This window comes from Azospirillum humicireducens, from assembly GCF_001639105.2.
Classification (GTDB): domain Bacteria; phylum Pseudomonadota; class Alphaproteobacteria; order Azospirillales; family Azospirillaceae; genus Azospirillum; species Azospirillum humicireducens.
The window spans coordinates 107,230-130,831 of sequence record NZ_CP015285.1; the positions used below are offsets into that span (position 1 = coordinate 107,230).

Genomic DNA, 23,602 nt, shown 5'->3' on the forward strand with positions numbered 1-23,602 from the left:
TTATACACAGAGTTAACAAACACCGGACCGCAATTATCGCGTGATAAAGCGGTAAATACAACCAATCAAATATAGAAATTAACCATTAAAATGCGGGTTAACTTTATCGAAGACCTGTGGTGCCCGCATGATGGCTGCGCCTATCCTTTGGTGACGAAGAACCGGCATCATCCGGCGGCGTTGCAGCCGACGGAACGCGTTGCGGGGAGTCGATCGAGGGGATTTCATGACCGGTTGGTCCGCTACCTGGATACGCGGCTTTGCCCTGCTGCTGGTGCTGCTGGCGATGGCGGCTTCGTCCCTGCCGGTGGAGGTGTGGGCGACGGCGCCGAACCGGACCGTGCTGGTGCTGCATTCCTACCACCAGGGCTATGAATGGACCGACGATCAGGCGGCCGGCATCGACGAGGAGCTGGCGGCCTCGGCGCCCAACGCGATCGCCATTCCCTATCACCTCGACTGGAAGCGCTTTCCGGATGTGGCCGGGCTCCATCGGTTACGGGCGTTGGTCGGCCACCGGCACCCAAAGGGCACCGTCGACGCCATCATCGCCACCGACGACGCGGCTTTGGCCTTTGCGGTCGAGTTGCGGCGGGAGATTTATGGGCCGGTGCCGCTGGTGCATGGCGGCGTCATCGGCGCCTCGGCCCGCCTGCTGACGGAGGGCGAATCGAATGTGATCGGGGTCGCCGAAGCCAAGGACGTCGAAGGCACGCTGCGCATGGCGATGGCGGCCAATCCCGGACTGCGCCGCCTGTTCGTCCTGCGCGACAACACGGAATCGGGAAGGGCGCTGGATACCCTGATCGATGACCTTGCCGCTTCCGGCCGCTTTCCCGCCGGGCTCGAACGGCAGATCCTGCCAGACATGGCTTTCGCGCGGCTGGAGGAGCGGCTGACGACCCTGCCGCCGGACAGCGCCGTGCTGCTGGGCACCTATGCGACCGACCGTGACGGTCTGGTCCTGCCGCCCGAGCAGTTCCTGCAGCTGATGAGCGAGAAGAGCAGTGTGCCGATCTATGGCCTGCAGGAGTATCTGCTGGGCCGGGGCATCGCCGGCGGCAGTCTGCTGAGCGCGCAGGCGCATGGACGGGCGGTCGGCGCGGTGGCCGCGGCGATCATGAACGGAAAATCCACCGCTTCGCTGCCGACGGAGAGGGCGGACTCGGTCATCCGGGCAATGGATTACCGGCAGGTACAGCGGTACGGGCTCGATCTGTCGCGGGTGGGACCGCTCGACCAGCTGCTCAACAAGCCCTTCTCCTTCCTGGAGACCTATCGCTCGCTGGTGGTGACGGTCGGCATCGTCATCGTGGTGCTGACGGTCATGGTGCTGATCCTGTCCTTCGCGCTGCGCCAGCGCCGGGCGGCCGAGGCGGCCCTGCTGCACAGCAATCTGGCGCTCGCCCAGTCGCGCCGGGATCTGCAGGACAGGCTGGACGAACTGACCGCCAGCAGGGAGGCGTTGTGCGAACGCGAGAAGCGGATGCGGCTGGTCGCGGAGGCGTCGCGCGACATCATCTGGACCTGGGACATCGCCGCCGACAGGCGTGTTCTCTCCGGCCGGGTGTCCGAACTGCTTGGGGTGGAGGCGACCAGCATCGCTTCGCGGGCGGCGTGGTGCGACCGCATCCACCCCGACGATTGCGACCAGGCGGAAGAGGCGCTGCAGCGCCACCTGTCCGGCGAGCTGCCGGAATACCGGGCCGAATACCGGGTCCGCCATCGCGATGGCAACTATCTGTGGTTCTATGCCACCGGCAAGGCCATGCATGACGGACAGGGCAGGCCGGTGATGATGGCCGGGTCCTACACCGACATCACGGCGGAGAAGCGGCAGCAGGACTGGCTGGATCATCTGGCCCATTTCGATCCGCTGACCGGCCTGCCGAACCGCTTGACCCTGGAGCAGCATGTCGGCCGGCTGATCGCCGACGACAAGGCCGGAGGCACCGCCAAGCCGCTCGCCCTGCTGTTCATGGACATGGACAATTTCAAGTTCATCAACGACAGCTTCGGCCACAAGGCGGGCGACGAACTGCTGATGGCGCTCGGCCTGCGGATTCGCCGGGGGGTGGGCGAGGGGCTGTTCATCGCCAGGTTGGGCGGCGACGAGTTCGTCGTTGTCGTCCATGGCAGCGAGGCCGGCGAGCCGGCCGATGTGGCGCAGCGGCTGGAATATGCGTTGGCCGCCCCCTTCCTGGTGGAAGGCCAGCATTTCTTCGTCACCTGCAGCGTCGGCATCGCCCGCTATCCCTGGGACGGACGCTGCTTCGACGATCTGCTGCAGAATGCCGACACCGCCATGTACCGGGCCAAGGACAGCGGGCGCGGGCGCATCTGCACCTTCACCCCCGACATGAACCGGCGGGTGGTGGAGCGCATGCGGATGCTCAGCCGGGCGCGGCTGGCATTCGACCGCCAGTCCTTCAGCCTGCAATATCAGCCGCAGGTGGCGACGTCCGACGGCCGGGTCCGCGGATTCGAGGCGCTGATCCGTTGGACCGATGCGGAGCTGGGGCCGGTCTCCCCCGACCGTTTCATTCCGGTCTGCGAGGATTCGGGCCTGATCGTCCCGCTCGGCCTGTGGGTGCTGGAAACGGCCTGCATCGAGGCGATGGGGCTGGCCTGCCGCGGCATCGGCGGCATCACGATGAGCGTCAACATGTCGGCGGTCCAGCTCGCCCAGAACGACTTCGTGCCGCGGGTGCTTGAGGTGCTGGACCGCACCGGGCTGCCGCCGAACCGGCTGGAACTGGAGATCACCGAAACGCAGATGATCGGATCGCTGGACGCCGCCATCGACAAGCTGGACGCGCTGCGGCAGGCCGGCGTCCACATCGCCTTGGACGATTTCGGTACCGGCTATTCGTCGCTGACCTATCTGCGGACATTGCCGATCAACACGCTGAAGCTCGACAAGGCCTTCATCGACGACGTCCATCGCCGGACCGACGCGCGCAGCATGGTGGCGTCCATTTCGCGCATCGCCCACGACCTGAACCGCAATGTGGTGGCCGAGGGGGTGGAGGAGCTGGCCCAGTGGGAGGCGTTGTCGCGCATGGGCTGCGATCTGATCCAGGGCTATTTCGTCAGCCGGCCGCTGGCTGCCGACCGCATCGATGGTTTTCTGGCGGCATGGGAGGAGCGGCGGAAGTCCCTGCCCATCGTCTCGCGCGACGACGTGGTGGTCGGCATGTCCAGCGCCGGGGCGAACCGGCAGCCGAATGGCCGCGAACTGGTCTGACCGGAGGCCGGACGCCATCCTGCCGGCTGCCGCGGCCAACGAAAAAACGCCCCGCAGGCTGGCTGCGGGGCGTTTTCCGAAAGCGGGGCTCTGTCTGCCGGGGGCGGTGCCCCGGGATCAATGCCGGGTGCGGGCTGGGGTGACGTAGACGCCGTCCCAATCGACGCCGAACAGGGCGTCGTCGCCGGCCTCTTCGACCAGATCGTCATATTCCTGGGCCTCGATCAGCCCGAAGATGGACGCGGTGCCGGAGGCGTCGAGGTCGCAGGTCACCACATGGCCGCCCACCTCCACCGAGGTGAAGAACACTTCCGGCAGCTCCATGCTGTCCAGGTCGGCGGTGACGGCGCTTTCGATCTCGTGGATGGTGCGGGAGGAGAGGGAGACCCGGAGCTTCGCCGCCTGGGAGGCCCAGACGATGCGCTTCACATGGGCCGGCTCCTTCATCTCCGCGACGCCCGGCGCCTCGTCGCCTTGGCCGGCCATCGCAATCATCCGGGAAACCAGGGTCGAGGTGCTGCTCGGTGCGCGCATGGAAGCCTCCGCTCGTTCGATGGCGACAGAGTTGCGCGCAGGCGGTTAACGGGGCCTTAAGCCGGGACCGGGGCCAAAGCCTTACTCCCACTGAGGTATGGCCTATCCGATCGGTTCTAGCCGGCGGCGAGGGCGGAGGCGACTCCGGCGGCGACCCGCGCATTGTTGCGGATCAGCGCGATGTTGGCGGTCAGGCTGCGCCCGCCGGTGAGGTGCTCCAGCGCCGCCAGAAGATGGGGGGTGATGTCCTTCCCCTTGATTTCCTTGGCTTCCGCGTCGGCCAGCGCCTGGGCGACGGCGGCCTCCATGGCAGTGGCGTCCAGCTCGTCGGCGGGCGGGATCGGGTTCGCCAGCAGCACGCCGCCGTCCAGGCCAAGCTGCCATTTCGCGCGCAGGATGTCCGCCACCTCGGTCACGTTGTCACAGCGATGATCGACGGGCAGGCCGCTGCGGCGGCTGTAGAAGGCAGGAAATTCTTGCGTGCCGAAGCCGAGAACCGGGACTCCGCGGGTCTCCAGCACCTCAAGCGTCTTGGGCAGGTCGAGAATCGACTTGGCCCCGGCGCAGACAACGCAGACCGACGTGCGCGCTAGCTCGTCGAGGTCGGCGGAGATGTCGAAGCTGGTCTCCGCCCCGCGATGGACGCCGCCGATGCCGCCGGTGGCGAAGACGGAAATGCCGGCCAGCCCCGCCCCGATCATCGTCGCCGCCACGGTGGTCGCCCCCAGCGCCCGAGTCGCGATGGCGACGGGCAGGTCGCGGCGGCTGAGCTTGCGCACGGCATGGCCGCCGGTCGCCAGCCGCTCCAGCGCCTCGTCGTCCAGCCCGATGCGGATGCGCCCGTCCATCACCGCGATGGTGGCGGGGATGGCGCCGGCCGCCCGTACCTCCGCCTCCAGCGCGCGGGCGGTCTCCAGATTGCGGGGGTAGGGCATGCCGTGGGAGATCACCGTCGATTCGAGCGCCACCACCGGGCGCCCCATGGCAAGCGCGTCGGCGATCTCGGGCGTCGGCAGCAGGATCGGGTGCATGCGCTGTGTCTCCGCTGTTGGGCGCCCTATATTAGGACGCATGTCCGCTGCACACCAATCCAATCCCGGCCAATCCAATCCGGGCCGCCCGCACCCCGACAGGTGGATCAGGGTCCTTCCCGAAGGGCTCTATGTCGAGCCGGGGGGCTTTTACATCGACCCGGTGCGACCGGTGGAGCGCGCGGTCGTCACCCACGGCCATTCCGACCATGCGAGGCCGGGAAACCGCCATGTGCTGGCGACGCCCGGCACGCTTGCCATCATGCGCCAGCGGATGGGGGAGGGGGTGGGGGGAAGCCTGCAAGCGCTGGAGTATGGCGAGACCTTGCGCATCGGCGATGTCGATGTGCGGCTGGTGCCGGCCGGCCATGTGCTGGGCAGCGCCCAGGTTGTGCTGGAGCATGCCGGGTCGCGGGTGGTGGTGTCGGGCGATTACAAGCGCCGCCTCGACCGCACCTGTGCGCCGTTCGAGCCGGTGCCCTGTGACGTCTTCGTCACCGAGGCGACCTTCGGCCTGCCGGTGTTCCGCCACCCGCCCGACCTGGGCGAGGTGGGGAAGCTGCTGCATTCGATGGCGCTGTTCCCGGAGCGCAGCCATGTCGTCGGCGTCTATGCGCTGGGCAAATGCCAGCGGCTGATCACGCTGCTGCGGGCGGCTGGATACGACCGGCCGATCTGGCTGCATGGCGCGCTGGAGCCGCTGTGCCGGCTCTATCGCGATCTGGGGGTGGAACTGGGGGAGCTGCGGCCGGCGACCGTGGCGGCGAAGGAGGAGCTGAAGGGCGCCCTGGTGCTGGCCCCGCCGGCAGCGGTGGCCGACCGCTGGGCGCGGCGGCTGGCCGATCCGGTGGTGGCGGTGGCGTCGGGCTGGATGCGGGTGCGCCAGCGTGCCCGCCAGCGCGGGGTGGAACTGCCGCTGGTCATCTCCGACCATGCCGATTGGGACGAGCTGTGCCAAACGCTGGCGGATGTCGGCGCGCCGGAGGTGTGGGTGACGCATGGGCGGGAGGAGGCGCTGGTCCATTACGCCAGCAGCCGCGGCATCCGTGCCCGCGCGCTGGCGCTGATCGGCTTCGAGGACGAGGATTCGGAAGGGCTGCCGGGAGGAGAGGCGTCGTGAACCGCTTTGCCGCGCTGATCGACGCGCTGGTCTTCATGCCGTCGCGCAACGGCAAGATCCGCCTGCTGGTCGAGCATTTCGCCACCGCGCCCGACCCCGAGCGCGGCTGGGCGCTGGCGGCGCTGACCGGAGCCCTGAGCTTCCGGGAGGCCAAGCCGGCGGCGATCCGCGAACTGGCGGCGACCAGGGTCGATCCGCAGCTGCTGGCGCTGTCCTACGACTATGTCGGCGATCTGGCGGAGACGGTGGCGCTGATCTGGCCGGAGCGTGCTGAGAGGGCCAACAGCCTGCCGCCCAGCCTGAACGAGGTGGTGGAGGGCTTGCAGGCCGCCAGGCGCGGGCAGGTGATGGGGCTGGTGGAGGGGTGGCTCGACACGCTCGACTCGTCGGGGCGCTTCGCCCTGCTGAAGCTGATCACCGGGGCGCTGCGCATCGGCGTGTCGGCGCGGCTGGCCAAGACGGCGCTGGCGGACTGGGGCAAGGCGGCCCGGCCGGAGGTGAGCGTCGATGACGTGGAGGAGGTCTGGCACGGGCTGACCGCCCCCTATGCGGAGCTGTTCGCCTGGCTGGAGGGGCGGGCCGAGCGCCCGGCGACCGGGGCCGGCGCCGGGTTCCGCCCGATGATGCTGTCCCACCCGCTGGAGGAGGAGGACCGCGCCGCGCTCGATCCCGCCGCCTATGCCGCCGAATGGAAGTGGGACGGCATCCGCGTGCAGCTGGTGGCGCGGGATGGTGAGCGGCGGCTCTACAGCCGCACCGGCGACGACGTGTCCGGCGCCTTTCCCGACATCGTCGATCACATGAGCTTCGACGCGGTGCTGGACGGCGAGTTGCTGGTGGCGCGCGACGGGGTGGTGGCGCCCTTCAACGATCTGCAGCAGCGCCTCAACCGCAAGACGGTGACGGCGCAGATGTTGCGCGACGGACCGGCCTGGGTGCGGCTCTACGACATCCTGTTCGACGGCGGGGAGGATCTGCGCGGCCTGTCCTTCGTCGAGCGCCGCGCCCGGCTGGAGCGCTGGTTCGAGGCGGTGCAGCCGCGGCGGATGGATCTGTCGCCGCTGGTGCCCTTCGCCGGCTGGGACGATCTGGTGGCTCTGCGCGAGGGGGCGCGGGAGAACGGCATCGAAGGGCTGATGCTGAAGCGGCGCGACAGCGCCTATCTGGCCGGGCGGCCGAAGGGGCCATGGTTCAAGTGGAAGCGCGGGGCGCTGACGCTCGACACCGTGATGATGTACGCCCAGCGCGGCCACGGGAAGCGGTCGAGCTATTACTCCGACTACACCTTCGGCGTCTGGCGCGATCATGAGTTGGGCCGGGAGCTGGTGCCGGTCGGCAAGGCCTATTCAGGCTTCACCGACGCCGAACTGATCGAGCTGGACCGCTGGGTGCGCAACCACACCACCCGCCGCTACGGTCCGGTGCGCGAGGTGGAAGCCGGGCTGGTGCTGGAGGTCGCCTTCGACAGCGTGCATCCGTCCAACCGCCACAAGAGCGGGCTGGCGATGCGCTTCCCGCGCATCCACCGCATCCGCTGGGACAAGCCGGCGCAGGAGGCCGACAGGCTGGAGACGCTGGCGGCGATGGTGGTGGGGTGACGGGGGGCGATTGCGCCCTCGAGTTATTGCCCCCTCCCCAACCCTCCCCCGCTCACGCGGGAGAGGGGGCTGAGCGCGAGAGCGGCGGAGTTCCCTCTCCCACGATCGGACCGGCCTTCGGCCGGCCGAGGGTGGGGGAGGGGGCACCGAACAAGCATTTCAGCGCAAGCGGCAACCCCTCAATACCCCTTCGCCTGTCCCCCGAACACGCCCTTGGCCCAGGCGCCGACGCGGTGGCGCCATTGTTCGTGCCAGATGTAGACGCTGCCCTTGACCCAGTTCATCTGGATCGCGCGGCGCTGGCCTTCGAAGGGGTGGTGGCCGTGCCAGGAGGTGTCGCTGCGGCGGAAGCACATCAGGGTGCCTTCCTCCGGCGGAACCTCGGCGGCGTAATCCTCCAGGTTCTGGGAACGCAGGATGCGCAGACGGCCGCCGGTGGCCTCCCAGGGCGGATTCATGTAGATCAGCACCGTGATGACCTTGCTGGCCGAATCCTGATGGATCTTGCCGTCGGTCGGCCGGCACATGCCGCGCGCCGTGAACATGGTCGGGTAGCCCGACAGGTCGAGCCCGAACTTGTCGGAGAAGGCCGTGCAGACCTCCGGCCCCTTCAGTTCGGCGATCAGCCGGTCGAAGCTCGGCCCTTGGGGGAAGACGCCCAGCGGGATCGAGCCGGGCCTGTCGACCTTGGGATAGTCGCGGTGCAGATCCTCGAGAAACTCGCGCTTCACGAAGCCCGGAACGCACAGGAAGTCGTAGGGGTCGTGCTGCAGAGGGGTGGCGCGGAACTTGTCCAGATCGAGCATGGACATAGATACGAAACTCCCAAAGAGCGTGCCGACGGTGGCTTTGCCCCCCAAAACCGGCGTCACTTAACCATGGCGGAAGTTTTATGCAATAGGTTTGTCAGGGAAGCAGAGCTCCTGCCGTGCCCGCCATTCGGGGCCGACATAGTTGACGATGATCGATTTGCGCACGCCGTCGATCGGACGTTTCTCGAAGCCATGCCAGGTGTTGCCGGCGGGGATGAAGATCAGCCCTTCGTTGAAGGCGTAGGGCGCGCGGGCGACCACCGTCCGCGTCTCGTCCAGCACATCGGTGCCCCAGTGCGAGCAGTTCGGCCCCTTCGAGAGATAGATCAGCATCGTGAATTTCTTGACGCCGATGTCGGTGTGCGGCTCCAGCCAGAAGCCGTCGGTGTCCTGGCAATATTCGATGCGCAGGCTGGTGCCGGTCAGGTCGACGTTGCAGGTGCGCTGGATCGCCTCCACCACCGGGCGGCCCTGGAAGGCCTGGGCGAGGGTCTCGCACACCGCGTATTTCGCCCGGTTCTCCTCGCCGAAATAGGTGCGCGACGCGTTGTTGGTCTCGCGCTTGCCGTAGGTGTCGGACACCCGCGGCGGCCCCCAGGGCAGGGCGGCGATGGCGTCGGCGTCCTCCTCCGGCAGGGCTTCGGACAGGAGCCAGTGAGTGTAGGGCGTCTCGGACAGCCGGCTGCGCTCCAGGCAGCGCAGGAAGGAGGCGGAAACGGCGTCGGCGGTGGTCATGATGGCGAAGGGTCCGGGTCCAGGGGCGTCCGGTTCGGGACGGTCGGTTTGCCGGCGCTTATGCCATGGCCCGTGGACGAACGCCGCCCCCAAACCGGCCGTATCGGTGGGGTGCGCGCATTGGCCGCGCCCGCACCCCGCCACCCCATCGTTACGCCAGACCGTGCCGCTTCCGGTGCGCCGACAGGCGGCGCATCGCCTCGTCGGCGACGATCCGCGTCTCGTCCATCGGCTGATAGCTCCAGTGGTCGAGCGAGCCGTCGAAGGGCCGGGTGATGCCGTCCCGGTAGAGGCCGTCATGGAAGGCGCGGAACTTGGGCGACCCGCCGTCCAGTTCGATCACATAGACCGGCTTGCCGGTGGAGCAGGCCTCCGACGTCATCGACACGCTGTCGCAGGTCACCACCACGGCGTCGGCGAGGCCGAGATAGGCGAAGTAGGGGTTCTCGCCGGTGCCGTCCCACACCTCCGCCGGCAGGCCGGACAGGCGGGCGCGCAGGATCGCCTCGTTGTCGGCGCCGGTGCGGCGCGACGGGGTGACCATCAGCCCGGCGCCATGGCTGCGCGTCAGGTTGGCCAGCCGTTCGGCCACCTCGCCCATGATGGTGGGCGTCAGCCGGTAGACGCCGTTGTCGCCGCCGATCAGCACGGCGATGCGCGGATGGGGCAGATGGGCCAGCCGCGGGGCGAAGCGTTCGGCGGCGTCGGCCAGGATGGCGGGCGTCACCCGGTGCAGTGCGCCATGCGTGACCAGCACGTTGTCGGCCCGCAGCTTGTCGTGGCGCGGCACGACGATCAGGTCGAAATGGCGCGGGCTCATCACCGGATCCTGGATCTGGACGGTGAAGGTCCGCCCGCGCGACTGCTGGCGCACCGCCAGCGAGACGGCGATGGACTGCCGGCCGGTGCCGATCAGGATGTCGGGCCAGGGCGGCTCCACCGGATCGCCCTTGGGGCCGGCGGCGAAGCGGTTGCCGATGCGCCAGTAGGGGGTCAGCTGGCGCCAGGGGCTGCGCAGATGGACGCGCTTGATCACCGGCGTCAGGCCCAGCGCCTCGGCCAGCCCGATGCACTGGTTTTCCATGCCGGCCTTGCCGTCCGACACCACCCAGCAGGTCAAAGGTTGCATGTGAACTCGGATCGTTGGGGCTGCGGAGGGGATTGCGGCGAAATGACCGCCATCCGGGTTGCTCGCCCTTGCGGGGGTTTCGGTCTTGGCGTAGACACCATGCCCGTGTAATATCCTTTCTCCAAATCATCCCCGGAGCGACCGAGTAAAACCATGCGGCGGGTCAAACTCGACCGAATTGACCGTCGGATTCTGCGCGATCTGCAGAACGACGGCCGGATGACCAACGTGGAGCTTGCCCGACGTGCCGGCATCTCCGCTCCGCCCTGCCTGCGCCGCGTCCGCGCGCTGGAGGAGGCGGGATTCATCCGTGGCTACCATGCCGACGTCAACCCCGACGCACTGGGGTTCGGCGTCACGGTGTTCGCCCAGGTCGGCCTCAGCAGCCAGGCCGAAGCGGACCTAAAGAAATTCGAGGAGCTCGTCAACAGCTGGCCGCTCGTGCGTGAGTGCAACATGCTGGCCGGCGAATATGATTTCGTCCTGAAGATCGTGGCGGAGGACTGGGACGACTACCAGCGCTTCCTGACGACCAAGCTGACGTCGGCGCCCAACGTGGCCCATGTGAAGTCGGCCCTGTCGATCCGCACCAGCAAACACACCCCCGGCGTTCCCATCGACGTCGATTCGCCCGACATCCCGGAAGGGACGGAGGACGACGAGGACGAGGATTACGTCGAGGACGAGGCCGAGACGCCCGCCCGCGCCACCCGGCGCTGAACGGGGCAGGGCGCCACGGCGCCTTTACAGGGAAGATGCGGCGAGCGCCTGGAGCAGGCCCGCCGCGGCTCCCCCCAGCACCACCCAGTGGATCGCCACGCCGCGCCTGGTCAGGGCGTAGAGCGCGGCCAGCATGATCGTCCAGGCCCAGATCAGGCTCCCCGTGCCGTGCTGCCCGTCCGGCAGCAGCACCGCCATTCCCAGATAGACTCCTAAGTTCAGGATCACCCCCACCACCGCCGCGGCGATGGCGGCCAGCGCCCCCGCGGCCAGACGGTTGTGGATCAGCCGCTCGACATAGGGGGCTCCGGCGAAGATGAACAGGAAGCAGGGCAGGAAGGTGACGTAGGTCGTCAGCGCCGCCCCCAGCGTTCCCGCCAAGCCCGGCGACAGCGCGCCCGGCCGGTTCCAGCCGGCGAAGAAGCCGACATATTGCGTCACCAGGATCAGCGGTCCCGGCGTCGTCTCGGCCAGCGCCAGCCCGTCGACCATCTCGCGCGGGCTGAGCCAGCCATAGGACTCCACCGCCTGCCCGGCGATGTAGGGCAGCACGGCATAGGCGCCGCCGAAGGTGACGAAGGCCGCCTTGGTGAACAGCGCCGCGATGCCGCGCCAGGGATCGGTTCCGAAGGCCAGAATCACCGCGCCCACCGGAATCGCCCACAGGAGGATGAACAGCGCCGCCAGGACCAGCAACCGGGCGGGTTTCGGCGCCGGCCCGTCCGGGTCGTCGGCTGCGGAGTCGCCGTCGGCCACCGGATGCGGGTGGGCGAACCAGTGGCGGCCCATCCATGCCGCCACCCCGCCGACCGCCGCCGCGGCGCCGATGACCAGCGGGAAGGGCAGGTGCAGCGCGAACAGGGCGAGGAAGGCGGCGCCGGCCATCGCCACCGCCGCCGGTCCCTTCAGCGTGCGGCGGCCCATCCGCCAGACCGCGGCGACGATGATCGCCACCACCGCCGGCTTGATGCCGTCGAACAGGGCGCCGACCAGACCGGTGTCGCCATGGGCGGCGGCGATCCAGGACAGGGCCAGCAGCACCAGCGCCCCAGGCAGCACGAACAGCCCGCCCGCCACCAGCCCGCCGCGTACCCCGTGCAGCCGCCAGCCGATGTAGGTGGCGAGCTGCTGCGCCTCCGGCCCCGGCAGAAGCATGCAGAAATTCAGCGCGTGCAGGAAGCGCGTCTGGTCGATCCAGCGGCGGCGGTCGACCAGCTCGCTCTGCATCATGGCGATCTGCCCGGCCGGTCCGCCGAAGCTGGTCAGCCCCAGCCGCAGCCAATAGAGGCAGAAGGCGCCGAAGGCGGGGACCGTGGCGGAGGGGGGGAAAGCGGGCGGGGGCGGGGCGGGAGCGTCGGCGTCGGTCATGGGACCGCAGCCTAGCGCAAACAGGACCGCAAGGCAGCGCCCACCATCGGGCAGGGGCAGGGGCAGCTGCGGGGACGGCGGAAACAATTGAGGGGCGGCCATGGCCTTCCGCGGCGCCGGGGTCTAATATTGCAACCGCGAGCGCCGCCGCCGTGGCTGGCGCCGGGTGTCGGGGACGCAGGAGAATGAAGGCTTCCGCCCGCGGTCGCGCGGCTGTGTTGGGTGCGGCGCTGTGTGCCGGTATCGGGATGGTCGCGGCAGGGGCCTTGACCTTGACCGTGGCGGGACCGGCCCAGGCCGCGGTCGGCGTCCATGCCGAGGAGATCGTCCGCTTTCCGTCCGCCGACGGCGACCTGACCGGCGCGGCTCCGACGATGCTGAGCGGGCGGCTGCTGCGCCCGGCTGGCGCCGGACCGCACCCGGCGGTGGTCATGCTGCATGGCTGCGGCGGCCTCTATGCCCGCAACGGCCGGGTTTTGCCGCGCCATGTCTGGTGGGCGACCCATCTGCAGCGGCAGGGCTATGAGGTGCTGATGGTCGACAGCTTCGGCCCGCGCGACGTGGAGGAAGTCTGCACCACCGCGCTGAAGGACCGCACGGTCCGCGCCACGGTGGAGCGCAAGCGCGACGCCTGGGGGGCGCTGGCCTTCCTGCGCAAGCGGCCGGAGGTGGACCATGGCCGCATCGGGCTGATCGGCTGGTCGCAGGGGGCTGGCACGGTGCTGGCCGCCTATGGCGCCGGGGAGGACGGGCCGGCGGGATCGGAAGCCGGCGGTTTCCGTGCCGCCGTGGCCTTCTATCCCGGTTGCCGGGCGCCGCTGAGCGATGAGGACTGGCAGCCCGACGGTCCGCTGCTGCTGCTGATCGGCGGCAAGGACGACTGGACGCCGCCGCAGAACTGCATCGAACTGTCCGGGCGCGAGGGCGTGAAGGACAGGATGGAACTGGTGGTCTATCCCGACGCCTATCACGGCTTCGACGCGCCCGACGCCCCGGTGCGCAAGCGCAAGGACCTTGCCACCGCACCCGATGGAACGGCCCATGTGGGCACAAATGACGATGCCCGCTCGGATGCGATCCGGCGGGTGACGGAATTCCTCAGGGATAAGCTGCGGGGGTAGGGGGCTTTGATTGCCCTCTCCCGTCCCGGGAGAGGGAGGGGACCCGCCGCGGAGCGGTGGGGAGGGTGAGGGGTGATCCAAGAAACCAAAAGCGCATGGTTCCTTGGACTACCCCTCACCCTTCCCATGCTCCGCATGGGCCCCTTCCCTCTCCCGGGGCGGGAGAGGGAGAGTAAAAAATCAGCGGAACTCGACCGAAACGATCTCGTACAGCTTGGAGCCGCCGGGGGTGGAGACTTCCACGCTGTCGCCGACCGACTTGTTGATCAGGGCGCGGGCCAGCGGCGCCTGGATCGACAGGAGGCGGTTCTTGATGTCGCTCTCGTCCTGGCCGACGATCTGATAGGTCGTCTCCTCGTCCGTGTCCTGGTCGGCCAGGGTCACGGTCGCACCGAACTTCACGGTGTTGCCGGTCAGCTTGGCCGGGTCGATGACCTCGGCACGGCTGATCTTGTCCTCAAGCTCCAGCACGCGGCCTTCGATGAAGCTCTGACGTTCGCGTGCCGCGTGATACTCGGCGTTTTCCGAAAGGTCGCCATGTTCGCGGGCCTCCGCGATGGCTTTGATGACCGCCGGGCGTTCGGTGATCTTAAGGTGCTTCAATTCCTCCTGGAGGCGGTTGAAGCCCGCCGCTGTCATCGGAACTTTTTCCATGTTCGGTCCATCACCGCTTGCAGTCGTTCGACCTGTCCAAAGCGACATCAAGGACGAAGACGGCGCGGAGGAGGTCCGCCGCGCCGTCGTCCGTCCTTAATACGATCCGCTAAGGTACGACTGCAACGGGGCGACTTCAAGGCTGCCGTTCCGGAGTGCGGCAATCGCTTCCACCGCTGCGCGAGCTCCTGCCACCGTGGTGTAGTACGGAATGTTGTAGGTCAGCGCGGTGCGACGCAGGCTGAAGCTGTCGGACAGGGCCTGGGCGCCTTCCGTGGTGTTGATGACCAGATGCACGTTGCCGTTGATCATGGCGTCGACGATGTGCGGCTGGCCTTCGACCACCTTGTTGATGGTCTCCGCCGGCACGCCGGCCTCGCTCAGCACCTTGGCGGTGCCGGAGGTGGCGAGGATGCGGAAGCCCATCTCGTGCAGCTTCTTGGAGATCACCGCCAGCGCCGGCTTGTCGTGGTCCTTGACCGAGACGAAGACGCTGCCCTTGACCGGCAGGGTGACGCCGGCGCCGAGCTGCGCCTTGGCGAAGGCGAGCGCGAAGTTGTGGTCGAGGCCCATGACCTCGCCCGTCGACTTCATCTCCGGACCCAGCACGATGTCGACGCCGGGGAAGCGGGCGAAGGGGAAGACCGCTTCCTTGACCGCGGTGTGCGGCGGGGTCGGGCCGTTCAGGGTGAAGGCGGACAGCTTCTCCCCCGCCATGACGCGGGCCGCGATCTTGGCGATGGCGGTGCCGGTGGCCTTGGCGACGAAGGGCACCGTGCGGCTGGCGCGCGGGTTGACCTCCAGGATGTAGACGGTGCCGGCCTTGACCGCGAACTGCACGTTCATCAGACCGACCACCTTCAGGGCGCGGGCGAGCGCGTCCGACTGGCGGTTGATCTCGGCGATGGTGTCGGCCGGCAGCGTGTAGGGCGGCAGGGCGCAGGCGCTGTCGCCGGAATGGATGCCGGCCTCTTCGATGTGCTCCATCACGCCGGCGACATAGACCGTCTCGCCGTCGCAGACGACGTCCACGTCGACCTCGATGGCGTCCTGAAGATAGCTGTCGATCAGAACCGGGTTCTTGCCCGACACCTGCACGGCGGTGCCCATGTAGCGCTGGAGCCCGGCCATGTCGTGGACGATCTCCATCGCCCGGCCGCCCAGAACGTAGGACGGACGGATGACGACCGGGAAGCCGATGCGGCTGGCGACCGCCTCGGCCTCTTCCAGCGAGCGGGCGAGGCCGTTGGCCGGCTGCTTCAGGTTCAGCTCATGCAGCAGCTTCTGGAAGCGCTCGCGGTCCTCGGCCAGGTCGATGGCGTCGGGCGAGGTGCCCAGGATCGGGATGCCGGCGGCCTCCAGCGCGGCGGCGAGCTTCAGCGGGGTCTGGCCGCCGAACTGCACGATGCAGCCCAGCACGGTGCCGTTGCGCTGCTCGACCCGCACCAGCTCCACCACGTCCTCGGCCGTCAGCGGCTCGAAATACAGGCGGTCGGCGGTGTCGTAGTCGGTGGAGACGGTCTCCGGGTTGCAGTTGACCATGATGGTCTCGATGCCGGCTTCCTGGAGGGCGTAGACGGCATGGACGCAGCAATAGTCGAACTCGATGCCCTGGCCGATGCGGTTCGGACCGCCGCCGAGGATGACGACCTTGCGCTTGTCGGTCGGCTCGGATTCGCACTCGGCCTCGCCGGTCCCGTCGGTCTCGTAGGTCGAGTACATGTAGGGGGTGGCCGACGCGAATTCGGCGGCGCAGGTGTCGATGCGCTTGTAGACCGGGGTGACGCCGGCCATGCGGCGCGCGGCGGCGACGGCCGCTTCGGTCGTCTTGGCCAGCTCGGCCAGACGGGCGTCGGAGAAGCCCATCTGCTTCAGCTTCAGCCAGCCGGCCTTGTCGGTCGGCAGGCCATCGGCGCGGATCGCCGCCTCGCGGTCGGTGATCGCCTTGATCTGCTCCAGGAACCACGGGTCATACTTGGAGACGGCCTGCACCTCCTCCACGGTGAAGCCGTGGCGGAAGGCCTGGGCGATCACCAGCAGGCGGTCCGGCGTCGGGGTGGCGAGCGCGCCGCGGATGGCGGTGCGGTCCGGATTCTCTTCCCCGCCGATCTTCACCTCGTTGAAGCCGGTCAGGCCGGTCTCCATCGAGCGCAGGGCCTTCTGGACCGACTCCTGGAAGGTGCGGCCGATGGACATAGCCTCGCCCACCGACTTCATCGAGGTGGTCAGCAGCGGCTCGGAGCCCTTGAACTTCTCGAAGGTGAAGCGCGGCATCTTGGTGACGACGTAATCGATCGTCGGCTCGAAGCTCGCGGGCGTGGTGCCGGTGATGTCGTTGGTCAGCTCGTCCAGGCGGTAGCCGACGGCCAGCTTGGCGGCGATCTTGGCGATGGGGAAGCCGGTGGCCTTCGACGCCAGCGCCGAGGAACGCGACACGCGCGGGTTCATCTCGATCACGATCAGGCGGCCGTTGGCCGGGTTGACCGCGAACTGGACGTTCGAGCCGCCGGTGTCGACGCCGATCTCGCGCAGCACGGCGATCGAGGCGTCGCGCATGATCTGGTATTCTTTGTCGGTCAGCGTCAGCGACGGCGCCACCGTGATCGAGTCGCCGGTGTGGACGCCCATCGGGTCGATGTTCTCGATGGCGCAGACGATGATGCAGTTGTCGGCGCCGTCGCGCACGACCTCCATCTCGTATTCCTTCCAGCCCAGCACCGATTCCTCGATCAGCACCTCGCCGACCGGGCTGGCGCGCAGGCCGCCGCGCACGATGTCCTCGAACTCCGCCCGGTTGTAGGCGATGCCGCCGCCGGTGCCGGCCAGCGTGAAGCTGGGACGGATGATGGCGGGCAGGCCGACCAGCTCGAGAGCCTCCATCGCCTCGTCCAGCGTGCGGACCATGCGCGACTTCGGCGACTCCAGGCCCAGCTTGTCCATGGCGTCGCGGAAGAGGATGCGGTCCTCGGCCTTGGCGATGACATCGCGCTTGGCGCCGATCATCTCCACGCCGAGCCGCTCCAGCGTGCCGTCGTCGGACAGCGCCATCGCCGTGTTCAGCGCGGTCTGGCCGCCCATCGTCGGCAGCAGGGCGTCGGGACGCTCCTTCTCCAGGATCTTGGCGACGACGGCCGGGGTGATCGGCTCGATGTAGGTGGCGTCGGCCAGACCGGGGTCGGTCATGATGGTGGCCGGGTTGGAGTTGACGAGGATGACCCGGTAGCCTTCCTCGCGCAGCGCCTTGCACGCCTGGACGCCGGAATAATCGAACTCGCATGCCTGTCCGATGACGATCGGACCCGCGCCGATGATGCAGATGGATTTGATGTCGGTGCGTTTGGGCATGGGTCCGCTTCTCTGAAGTGTGGTCAGCCGAAAACCCCCCGGCGCCGGAGGACCGGAGACGGAGAGCGGGGATGGGCATGTCGTGCAAGGCCCCCTTATAGGGGGTTCGGGGCCGGGGGGGAAGGGGTGGCATGGATGTCACCCTCGCATGACTGAATCTCGGGCACCGCACCGCCGCCCCATGCGGGTCTTGAACCGGGCGGGAAAGGAACGCATCAATTCCCATTCTCCCGTTTCGCATACCCTTTGGAGATACGCCCCGATGAGCCACGCCTTCGCCAAGGACAGCCGCGCCTGCGCCGCCTGCGTCTCGTGGGGCGGGGAGCGCGCGCTGTCGGAGGACAACACGCTGGTGTTTGTGGCCCGCCATGGGGTGGAGGGCGAATGCCGCACCGCCAGCAGCCAGGACTACCGCCGCATCACCAAGGGCTATCACACCTGCACGGCCTGGGCGCCTCTGCCGATGCTGAAGAAGCATGGCGGGCGGATCGGGCACACGGCGGCGGGCCAGGCGCATGCACCGGTCACCGCCGCGGCGTCGCGGCCGATGCCGCCGGTGTCCCAGCCGGTGCCGGCCGCCGCCGCCTTCGCCGACGCGCCGGTCGCCACGCCGGTGCTCGACCTGCCGCCGCCGCCCTGCCGGGCCGACCCCATCGACGTGGAGCAGTCGCCGCAGGTCCGCGTGCTCTACACCCATTGGCTCCGGCTGAAGCGCAAGCGCCGCATGCCGCTGGCGGTCGAGATCGACACCGCCCAGGTGCGCGAGAGCGTGCCGCGCATCGCCCTGATGGAGCCGACCGCCGACGGCAGCGATTTCGTCTATAGATCCTGCGGCCGCGCCCTGCAGCGCCGGCTGGACGGGCGGCCGACGACGCGGCGGGTGACGGAGTGCCATCCGGAACAGGCGGCGCGGCGCTGGCTGTCCGACCTGCGCCTTTGCCTGGAGAGCGGCGAGCCGCGCTGCCTCTTGGTGCGCGACGACCCGATGCTGCCGGGGGCGAAGTTCGTCGAGCTGCTGCTGCCGCTCGCCGATGTCGAGGGCGGTCCGGCGACGCGGGTGCTGGCCTACCGCCATGTGCCGGGCGGCTGAGGGGGGCTGCGATGAGCGACGTTCGCAAAGAGGAGCCGAAGAGGGAAGGACCCAAGGAAGGGCCGGGGCCGGAGATCGTCGGCGTCTGGCCGGCGGCGGTGTGGATCGTCGTCGGCGCCGGGCATTACCTGAACGACCCCGACCATTTCGCCGGCTGGAAGGGCGCGCTGTATTTCGTGCTGGGCACCGGTCTGGTGGCGCTGGTCGGCGGCATCGCCAGCCTGTCGGCCCGGCGCACCGTCGCCGGCATCCAGGAACGGTTGCTGAAGGAGGTCCGCCACCGCCGCGATTGGGCGAGCTGGTGGGTGGCGCTGGGTTTGCGCGGGCTGATCGGGCTGGGCGAGGCGGTGCTGGTGACGCTGCTGGCGCTGTGGGCTGTGGCGATGTTGGGGTGAGGTGTCGGCTTCGAATGCCCCCACCTATCCTCCCCCGCTGGGCGGGGGAGGGACTGCCGCCGCTCTAATTGAGTGAGTGTTCTTCTGTAAAAGCGCTTGCTCCCTCCCCCGCCCAGCGGGGGAGGGTTGGGGAGGGGGCGCTCGCCAGCCGACACCGTTTCCCGTGAAACGCAAACAGCCCCGCTCCTTGCGGAGACGGGGCTGTTGCAGCAACCAGGCACTCACTTCTGGCTGGTCTTCATGCTCCAGCCCGGCTCGATCCCCTGCATGTCGGGCAGGTGGTGGGCGATGCCCTTGTGGCAGTCGATGCAGGTGTTCTGGCCGGTGAACAGGTAGGTCTGGTGCATGTTCGCCGCGCGCGGGTTCTGCTTGGTGATGTCCATCGAATCGGCGCTGTGGCAGTTGCGGCATTCCAGCGAGTTGTTGGACTTCAGGCGGGCCCATTCGTGCTCGGCCAGCTCGCGGCGCTTGTCCAGGAACTTCTCGCGGGTGTCGATGGTGCCGAAGATCTTGCCCCAGACCTCCTTCGATGCCTGCATCTTGCGGGCGATCTTGTCGGTCCATTCATGCGGGACGTGGCAGTCGGGGCAGCTGGCGCGCACGCCCGACCGGTTGGTGAAGTGGATGGTCTGCTTCAGCTCCTCATAGGGATTGTCGCGCATCTCGTGGCAGCTGATGCAGAAGGCCTCCTTGTTGGTCGCCTCCAGCGCGGTGTTGAAGCCGCCCCAGAAGAGGACGCCGGCGATGAAGCCGCCCAGCGTCAGGAAGCCCAGGCTGAAATGGACGCTGGGGCGGGCGAACAGCCGCCACAGGCACGTCACGGCGGATCGGATCGTCATTTCTGGCCGCCTTGGGCATGGCCCAGGACCGAGTCGAAGTCGCGGAAGCTGTTGGGAACGATGGGCTGCGCGTCGGTCTGCTGGACGTGGCACTGGGTGCAGAAGTAGCGGCGCGCCGCCACCGTGCCCAGCGTCTGGCCGTCACGGTCCTGGAAATGGGTGACCGACAGCATCGGCGCCTGCGAGCCGGCCGTGTTGCGGCGGTCGTGGCAGGTCAGGCACTTGTTGATGTTCAGGTCGATCTGGTAGTCGCGGATGGCATGCGGGATCAGCGGCGGCTGGTCGGCGTAGTTGCGTACGCGCTTCTGGTCGTCGGTGATCTCGCGGTGGGTCGCCTCGGCCGGGACATCCAGGGTGATCGGATGGTTGGCGGAGGGGACGACGATCCCCCCCACGGTGCCGGTGGCGCCGGTAGCGGCAACCGGCTTGTCGGCGGCGACGACCCCGGAGGTGACGCCGATGGTCAGGGCCGGGACGCCGGCCAGCAGGGCCAGCGCGGCGATCAGGAAACGGGTCTTCATGATGCCGGCACTCCTCAGGCGTTCACGACGGGCGTGATCTTGACCGCGCATTTCTTGAAGTCGGTCTGCTTGCTGATGGGGTCGGTGGCGTCGAGCGTCACCTTGTTGATGAGGACCGTGTGGTCGAAGAAGGGGACGAAGACCAGGCCGCGCGGCGGCTTGTTGCGTCCGCGCGTCTCGACCCGCACCCGAACCTCGCCGCGCCGCGAGGTGATGCGCACCTCCTGGCCGCGCCGGACGTTCAGGTCCTTGGCGTCGTCGGGGTGCATGAACACCACGGCATTCGGGAAGGCCTTGCGCAGCTCCGGCACGCGGAGCGTCATCGATCCGCTGTGCCAGTGCTCGATCACGCGGCCGGTCGACAGCCAGAACGGATAGTCGGCGTCGGGCGCCTCGGCCGGCGGCTCGTAGGGCAGGGCGAAGACATTGGCCTTGCCGTCCTTGTTGCCGTAGAAGCGCATGCCCTCGCCGGCCTTCACGTAAGGATCGGAGCCCTCGCGGTAGCGCCACTTGGTTTCCTTGCCGTCCACCACCGGCCAGCGCAGGCCGCGCTCCTGGTGGTAGAGGTCGAAGGGCGCCAGATCGTGGCCATGGCCGCGGCCGAAGGCGGCATATTCCTCGAACAAGCCCTTCTGGACATAGAAGCCTGCATCCTTGGCCTCGTGGTTCCCGTAGTTCGGGTCGAGGTCGGACAGCGGGAAGCGGTCGACCTGACCGTTGCGGAACAGCACGTCGTAGAGGCTCTTGCCGCGGTATTCCGGCTTCTTGTTCAGGAGTTCTTCCGGCCACACCTCCTCGATGCGGAAGCGCTTGGAGAACTCCATGATCTGCCACAGGTCGGACTTGGCACCGTCCGGCGCGTCGACCAGCTGGCGCCACAGCTGGGTGCGGCGTTCGGCGTTGCCGTAGCCGCCCTCCTTCTCCACCCACATGGCGGTGGGCAGGATCAGGTCGGCGGCCAGCGCCGTCACGGTGGGATAGGGATCGGAGACGACGACGAAGTTTTCCGGGTTGCGGTAGCCGGGGAAGGTCTCCTTCGCCGTGTTCGGGGCCGTCTGCATGTTGTTGTTGCACATGACCCAGTAGGCATTGAGCTTGCCGTCCTTGAGCATGCGGTCCTGCAGAACGGCGTGGTAGCCGATCTTGTCGGGGATGGTCCCCTCCGGCAGCTTCCAGATCTCCTCGGCGTGTTTGCGGTGCTCGGGGTTGGTCACCACCATGTCGGCCGGCAGCCGGTGGGCGAAGGTGCCGACCTCGCGCGCGGTGCCGCAGGCGGACGGCTGGCCGGTCAGCGAGAAGGGACCGTTGCCGGGCTGGGAGATTTTGCCGGTCAGCAGGTGGATGTTGTAGACGAGGTTGTTGGCCCAGACGCCGCGCACATGCTGGTTGAAGCCCATGGTCCAGAAGGACACGACCTTCACCTTCGGGTCGGCATACAGCTCGGCCAGCGCCTCCAGCCGGTTCTTCGGCACGCCCGACAGCTCATGCGCCTTGTCCAGCGTGTAGGGCTCGACGAATTTGGCGAACTCGTCGAAGCTGATCGGGTCCGAATCGTTGGCCTTGGCGGCGTTCTTCGCCTTCTGCTCCAGCGCATGCTCGGGACGCAGGCCATAGCCGATGTCGTCGCGGCCGCGCTTGAAGTTGCAGTGCTTCTCGACGAACTCCTTGTTCACCCGGCCGGTCTTGATGATGTGGTTGGCGATGTAGTTGAGGATCGCCAGGTCGGAACCGGGGGTGAAGACCAGGCCGATGTCGGCGAGGTCGAAGCTGCGGTGCTCGAAGGTGGAGAGGACGGCAACCTTGCAGCCGGGATGGCTGAGGCGGCGGTCGGTGACGCGCGTCCACAGGATGGGGTGCATCTCCGCCATGTTGGAGCCCCACAGCACGAAGGCGTCGGCCTGCTCCATGTCGTCGTAGCAGCCCATCGGCTCGTCCATGCCGAAGGTGCGCATGAAGCCGGCCACCGCCGACGCCATGCAGTGGCGGGCGTTCGGATCCAGGTTGTTGGAGCGCAGGCCTGCCTTCATCAGCTTGGAGGCGGCATAGCCCTCATAGATGGTCCACTGGCCGGAGCCGAACATGCCGACGGCGGTCGGACCCTTCTTCTTCAGGGTCTCCTTCCACTTCTGCGCCATGATGTCGAAGGCGGCGTCCCAGCCGATCGGCTGGAACTCGCCGTCCTTGTCGTATTTGCCGTCCTTCATGCGCAGCAGCGGCTGGTTCAGCCGGTCCTCGCCATACATGATCTTGGACAGGAAATAGCCCTTCACGCAGTTCAGGCCGCGGTTCACCTCGGCCTTCACGTCGCCGTGGGTGGCGACCACGCGGCCGTCCTTGACGCCGACCATCACGCCGCAGCCGGTTCCGCAGAAGCGGCAGGGCGCCTTGGACCAGGTCAGCTTGGCGCCTTCGCCGGTGAGGATGTTGGCGGCCGATGCGGGCAACGAGAGTCCGGCCGCCGCGGCGGCGGCAGCGGCGGCTTGCGCCTTCAGGTAATCGCGGCGGGACAGGAACATGGCAGGGACACTCCAGTTTCGGAGGAATTTCGTTCGTGAATGGGCGGATGCGGCGCGCCTGGACGGTGGAGGCGTCAGGCTGCGTCGATCGCGTCCGCGGGTTCGTAATGGTGGTAGACCATGGTCGTGGTGTGCACGCCGGGCACGGCGTTCAGCTGGGCGATGCGGTCCACCACCTCGGCGGCGCTGGCGGTGACCAGCGTCACCACGGCCTTGCCGTTCTCCGCCGCGCACCACTCAAGCCCGGCGACGGCGTTCGCCGCCTCGCGCACCGCCTCGGTGCGGTCGGGGCTGTGCTGGATGACCAGGCTGGAGATGTGGACTTCGGGGGCGCGGGGCATGGCGGTCCTCGGGGGCGGAAGACTCAGTGGGTGAGGAGCTGGTACATCCAGATCGAGAAGCCGTAGGCCGACACGGTGCCGACGGCGATCAGCGGCCAGACCAGGAAGGCCAGCCACAGGAACATCAGTCCCTCGGCCCGGCGGGTCGGAGCCGGATCGGACTCGGTCGCGATCCGATCGGACGGATGGGACAGGACGGGGGAACTGGTGGGCCTCATGGCTGCACTCTCGGTCGGTGCGGGAACGGATGATCGGCCGGTACCAAGGTCTGGTCCTTAGGTATCGGTTTTCGGCCCTTAGTATCGATACTTTCGGTCTGAATGGAATTGACCCAGGTCAAGCGGGGTCATTCACGCCTGTGACCGAATGGCGCGGCGGACCCAGCCGTTTTGCACGGGCGCTGTGCTTTGCGCAGGCAATTCGGACAGCCGGGCGCTAAACTGAGGCGGGGCCTTGATGGAAGGTCCTGTCGAGGATGGGACGGGA

At 68.1% G+C, this 23,602-nt stretch carries 20 protein-coding genes; 7 read left to right on the top strand and 13 right to left on the bottom strand.

The features are described from left to right. Positions 1-226 precede the first annotated feature (226 nt). The gene (locus A6A40_RS00485; protein WP_063633591.1) at positions 227-3,247 is read left to right on the top strand and encodes a GGDEF and EAL domain-containing protein; all 3,021 of its coding nucleotides are present in this window, start codon (positions 227-229) and stop codon (positions 3,245-3,247) included. A gap of 117 nt (positions 3,248-3,364) precedes the next feature. On the opposite strand, the gene A6A40_RS00490 is transcribed toward A6A40_RS00485, so the two are convergent. Next, positions 3,365-3,781 carry a hypothetical protein gene (locus A6A40_RS00490; protein WP_063633593.1) on the bottom strand — a complete coding sequence of 139 codons (417 nt, stop codon included), beginning with the start codon at positions 3,779-3,781 and terminating at the stop codon, positions 3,365-3,367. Between the two features lie 116 nt (positions 3,782-3,897). Beyond that, positions 3,898-4,812 (bottom strand): pseudouridine-5'-phosphate glycosidase, encoded by a 915-nt coding sequence (locus A6A40_RS00495; protein WP_063633595.1) that lies wholly within the window; start codon positions 4,810-4,812, stop codon positions 3,898-3,900. A 40-nt stretch (positions 4,813-4,852) separates the two neighbouring features. Between A6A40_RS00495 and A6A40_RS00500 the strand changes: the two genes are divergently transcribed. Both A6A40_RS00500 and A6A40_RS00505 read left to right on the top strand, forming a co-directional pair. After that, positions 4,853-5,932, top strand: a complete 1,080-nt coding sequence (locus tag A6A40_RS00500; RefSeq protein ID WP_063633598.1) for a ligase-associated DNA damage response exonuclease — start codon at positions 4,853-4,855, stop codon at positions 5,930-5,932. Further along, on the top strand, positions 5,929-7,530 hold the full coding sequence (locus A6A40_RS00505; protein ID WP_082860675.1) for a cisplatin damage response ATP-dependent DNA ligase: 1,602 nt from the start codon (positions 5,929-5,931) through the stop codon (positions 7,528-7,530). The genes A6A40_RS00500 and A6A40_RS00505 overlap by 4 nt, the downstream gene beginning before the upstream one ends. 179 nt (positions 7,531-7,709) lie before the next feature. Here A6A40_RS00505 and A6A40_RS00510 read toward each other — a convergent pair whose 3' ends face one another. From A6A40_RS00510 to A6A40_RS00520, 3 genes are all read right to left on the bottom strand, one after another. Further along, a complete protein-coding gene (locus A6A40_RS00510; protein ID WP_063633601.1) occupies positions 7,710-8,342 on the bottom strand; it encodes a 2OG-Fe(II) oxygenase in 633 nt (210 codons plus the stop codon). 78 nt (positions 8,343-8,420) lie between these two features. Continuing rightward, entirely contained in the window at positions 8,421-9,077 is a 657-nt protein-coding gene (locus A6A40_RS00515; RefSeq protein ID WP_063633604.1) for a 2OG-Fe(II) oxygenase, read from the bottom strand. A gap of 151 nt (positions 9,078-9,228) precedes the next feature. Next, positions 9,229-10,206 carry a mitochondrial fission ELM1 family protein gene (locus tag A6A40_RS00520; RefSeq protein WP_063633606.1) on the bottom strand — a complete coding sequence of 326 codons (978 nt, stop codon included), beginning with the start codon at positions 10,204-10,206 and terminating at the stop codon, positions 9,229-9,231. A gap of 153 nt (positions 10,207-10,359) precedes the next feature. On the opposite strand from A6A40_RS00520, the gene A6A40_RS00525 reads away from it, so the two are divergent. Next, positions 10,360-10,926, top strand: coding sequence for an Lrp/AsnC family transcriptional regulator (locus tag A6A40_RS00525; protein WP_063633609.1), 567 nt, complete (start codon positions 10,360-10,362; stop codon positions 10,924-10,926). Between the two features lie 24 nt (positions 10,927-10,950). Here the strand turns inward: A6A40_RS00525 and chrA are convergent, their stop codons facing one another. Continuing rightward, positions 10,951-12,294: a chromate efflux transporter gene (chrA, locus tag A6A40_RS00530; RefSeq protein WP_063633612.1), complete on the bottom strand. Its 1,344-nt coding sequence runs from the start codon at positions 12,292-12,294 to the stop codon at positions 10,951-10,953. A 185-nt stretch (positions 12,295-12,479) separates the two neighbouring features. Here chrA and A6A40_RS00535 point away from each other — a divergent pair, with 185 nt between their 5' ends. Then, a complete protein-coding gene (locus tag A6A40_RS00535) occupies positions 12,480-13,415 on the top strand; it encodes a dienelactone hydrolase family protein (RefSeq protein WP_063633615.1) in 936 nt (311 codons plus the stop codon). Between the two features lie 180 nt (positions 13,416-13,595). On the opposite strand, the gene greA is transcribed toward A6A40_RS00535, so the two are convergent. Next, on the bottom strand, positions 13,596-14,069 hold the full coding sequence (greA, locus tag A6A40_RS00545; RefSeq protein ID WP_063633617.1) for a transcription elongation factor GreA: 474 nt from the start codon (positions 14,067-14,069) through the stop codon (positions 13,596-13,598). Positions 14,070-14,165: 96 nt separating this feature from the next. Continuing rightward, positions 14,166-17,414, bottom strand: coding sequence for a carbamoyl-phosphate synthase large subunit (carB, locus tag A6A40_RS00550; RefSeq protein ID WP_063633620.1), 3,249 nt, complete (start codon positions 17,412-17,414; stop codon positions 14,166-14,168). A 262-nt stretch (positions 17,415-17,676) separates the two neighbouring features. Here carB and A6A40_RS00555 point away from each other — a divergent pair, with 262 nt between their 5' ends. Beyond that, positions 17,677-18,504: a PAS domain-containing protein gene (locus A6A40_RS00555; protein ID WP_063633622.1), complete on the top strand. Its 828-nt coding sequence runs from the start codon at positions 17,677-17,679 to the stop codon at positions 18,502-18,504. A gap of 11 nt (positions 18,505-18,515) precedes the next feature. After that, the gene (locus tag A6A40_RS00560; RefSeq protein ID WP_063633625.1) at positions 18,516-18,899 is read left to right on the top strand and encodes a hypothetical protein; all 384 of its coding nucleotides are present in this window, start codon (positions 18,516-18,518) and stop codon (positions 18,897-18,899) included. Between the two features lie 221 nt (positions 18,900-19,120). On the opposite strand, the gene A6A40_RS00565 is transcribed toward A6A40_RS00560, so the two are convergent. The 5 genes from A6A40_RS00565 to A6A40_RS00585 form a co-directional block, all read right to left on the bottom strand. Then, entirely contained in the window at positions 19,121-19,738 is a 618-nt protein-coding gene (locus tag A6A40_RS00565) for a cytochrome c3 family protein (RefSeq protein ID WP_063633627.1), read from the bottom strand. Beyond that, positions 19,735-20,259, bottom strand: coding sequence for a nitrate reductase cytochrome c-type subunit (locus A6A40_RS00570; RefSeq protein WP_199275880.1), 525 nt, complete (start codon positions 20,257-20,259; stop codon positions 19,735-19,737). Before A6A40_RS00570 ends, A6A40_RS00565 begins: the two co-directional genes overlap by 4 nt. A gap of 14 nt (positions 20,260-20,273) precedes the next feature. Further along, positions 20,274-22,775 carry a nitrate reductase catalytic subunit NapA gene (napA, locus tag A6A40_RS00575; RefSeq protein ID WP_063633632.1) on the bottom strand — a complete coding sequence of 834 codons (2,502 nt, stop codon included), beginning with the start codon at positions 22,773-22,775 and terminating at the stop codon, positions 20,274-20,276. A gap of 74 nt (positions 22,776-22,849) precedes the next feature. Next, the gene (locus A6A40_RS00580; protein ID WP_063633634.1) at positions 22,850-23,116 is read right to left on the bottom strand and encodes a chaperone NapD; all 267 of its coding nucleotides are present in this window, start codon (positions 23,114-23,116) and stop codon (positions 22,850-22,852) included. Positions 23,117-23,139: 23 nt separating this feature from the next. Continuing rightward, the gene (locus A6A40_RS00585; protein WP_082860676.1) at positions 23,140-23,334 is read right to left on the bottom strand and encodes a periplasmic nitrate reductase, NapE protein; all 195 of its coding nucleotides are present in this window, start codon (positions 23,332-23,334) and stop codon (positions 23,140-23,142) included. Positions 23,335-23,602: the final 268 nt, after the last annotated feature.

Coding starts and splice junctions, on each gene's coding strand:
- A6A40_RS00485 (WP_063633591.1), top strand. CDS start 227: ATGACCGGTTGGTCCGCTACCTGGATACGCGGCTTTGCCCTGCTGCTG.
- A6A40_RS00565 (WP_063633627.1), bottom strand. CDS start 19,738: ATGACGATCCGATCCGCCGTGACGTGCCTGTGGCGGCTGTTCGCCCGC.
- A6A40_RS00555 (WP_063633622.1), top strand. CDS start 17,677: ATGAGCCACGCCTTCGCCAAGGACAGCCGCGCCTGCGCCGCCTGCGTC.
- A6A40_RS00535 (WP_063633615.1), top strand. CDS start 12,480: ATGAAGGCTTCCGCCCGCGGTCGCGCGGCTGTGTTGGGTGCGGCGCTG.
- A6A40_RS00585 (WP_082860676.1), bottom strand. CDS start 23,334: ATGAGGCCCACCAGTTCCCCCGTCCTGTCCCATCCGTCCGATCGGATC.
- A6A40_RS00515 (WP_063633604.1), bottom strand. CDS start 9,077: ATGACCACCGCCGACGCCGTTTCCGCCTCCTTCCTGCGCTGCCTGGAG.
- A6A40_RS00510 (WP_063633601.1), bottom strand. CDS start 8,342: ATGTCCATGCTCGATCTGGACAAGTTCCGCGCCACCCCTCTGCAGCAC.
- A6A40_RS00500 (WP_063633598.1), top strand. CDS start 4,853: ATGTCCGCTGCACACCAATCCAATCCCGGCCAATCCAATCCGGGCCGC.
- carB (WP_063633620.1), bottom strand. CDS start 17,414: ATGCCCAAACGCACCGACATCAAATCCATCTGCATCATCGGCGCGGGT.
- A6A40_RS00560 (WP_063633625.1), top strand. CDS start 18,516: ATGAGCGACGTTCGCAAAGAGGAGCCGAAGAGGGAAGGACCCAAGGAA.
- A6A40_RS00570 (WP_199275880.1), bottom strand. CDS start 20,259: ATGAAGACCCGTTTCCTGATCGCCGCGCTGGCCCTGCTGGCCGGCGTC.
- A6A40_RS00495 (WP_063633595.1), bottom strand. CDS start 4,812: ATGCACCCGATCCTGCTGCCGACGCCCGAGATCGCCGACGCGCTTGCC.
- A6A40_RS00490 (WP_063633593.1), bottom strand. CDS start 3,781: ATGCGCGCACCGAGCAGCACCTCGACCCTGGTTTCCCGGATGATTGCG.
- napA (WP_063633632.1), bottom strand. CDS start 22,775: ATGTTCCTGTCCCGCCGCGATTACCTGAAGGCGCAAGCCGCCGCTGCC.
- chrA (WP_063633612.1), bottom strand. CDS start 12,294: ATGACCGACGCCGACGCTCCCGCCCCGCCCCCGCCCGCTTTCCCCCCC.
- A6A40_RS00580 (WP_063633634.1), bottom strand. CDS start 23,116: ATGCCCCGCGCCCCCGAAGTCCACATCTCCAGCCTGGTCATCCAGCAC.
- greA (WP_063633617.1), bottom strand. CDS start 14,069: ATGGAAAAAGTTCCGATGACAGCGGCGGGCTTCAACCGCCTCCAGGAG.
- A6A40_RS00520 (WP_063633606.1), bottom strand. CDS start 10,206: ATGCAACCTTTGACCTGCTGGGTGGTGTCGGACGGCAAGGCCGGCATG.
- A6A40_RS00525 (WP_063633609.1), top strand. CDS start 10,360: ATGCGGCGGGTCAAACTCGACCGAATTGACCGTCGGATTCTGCGCGAT.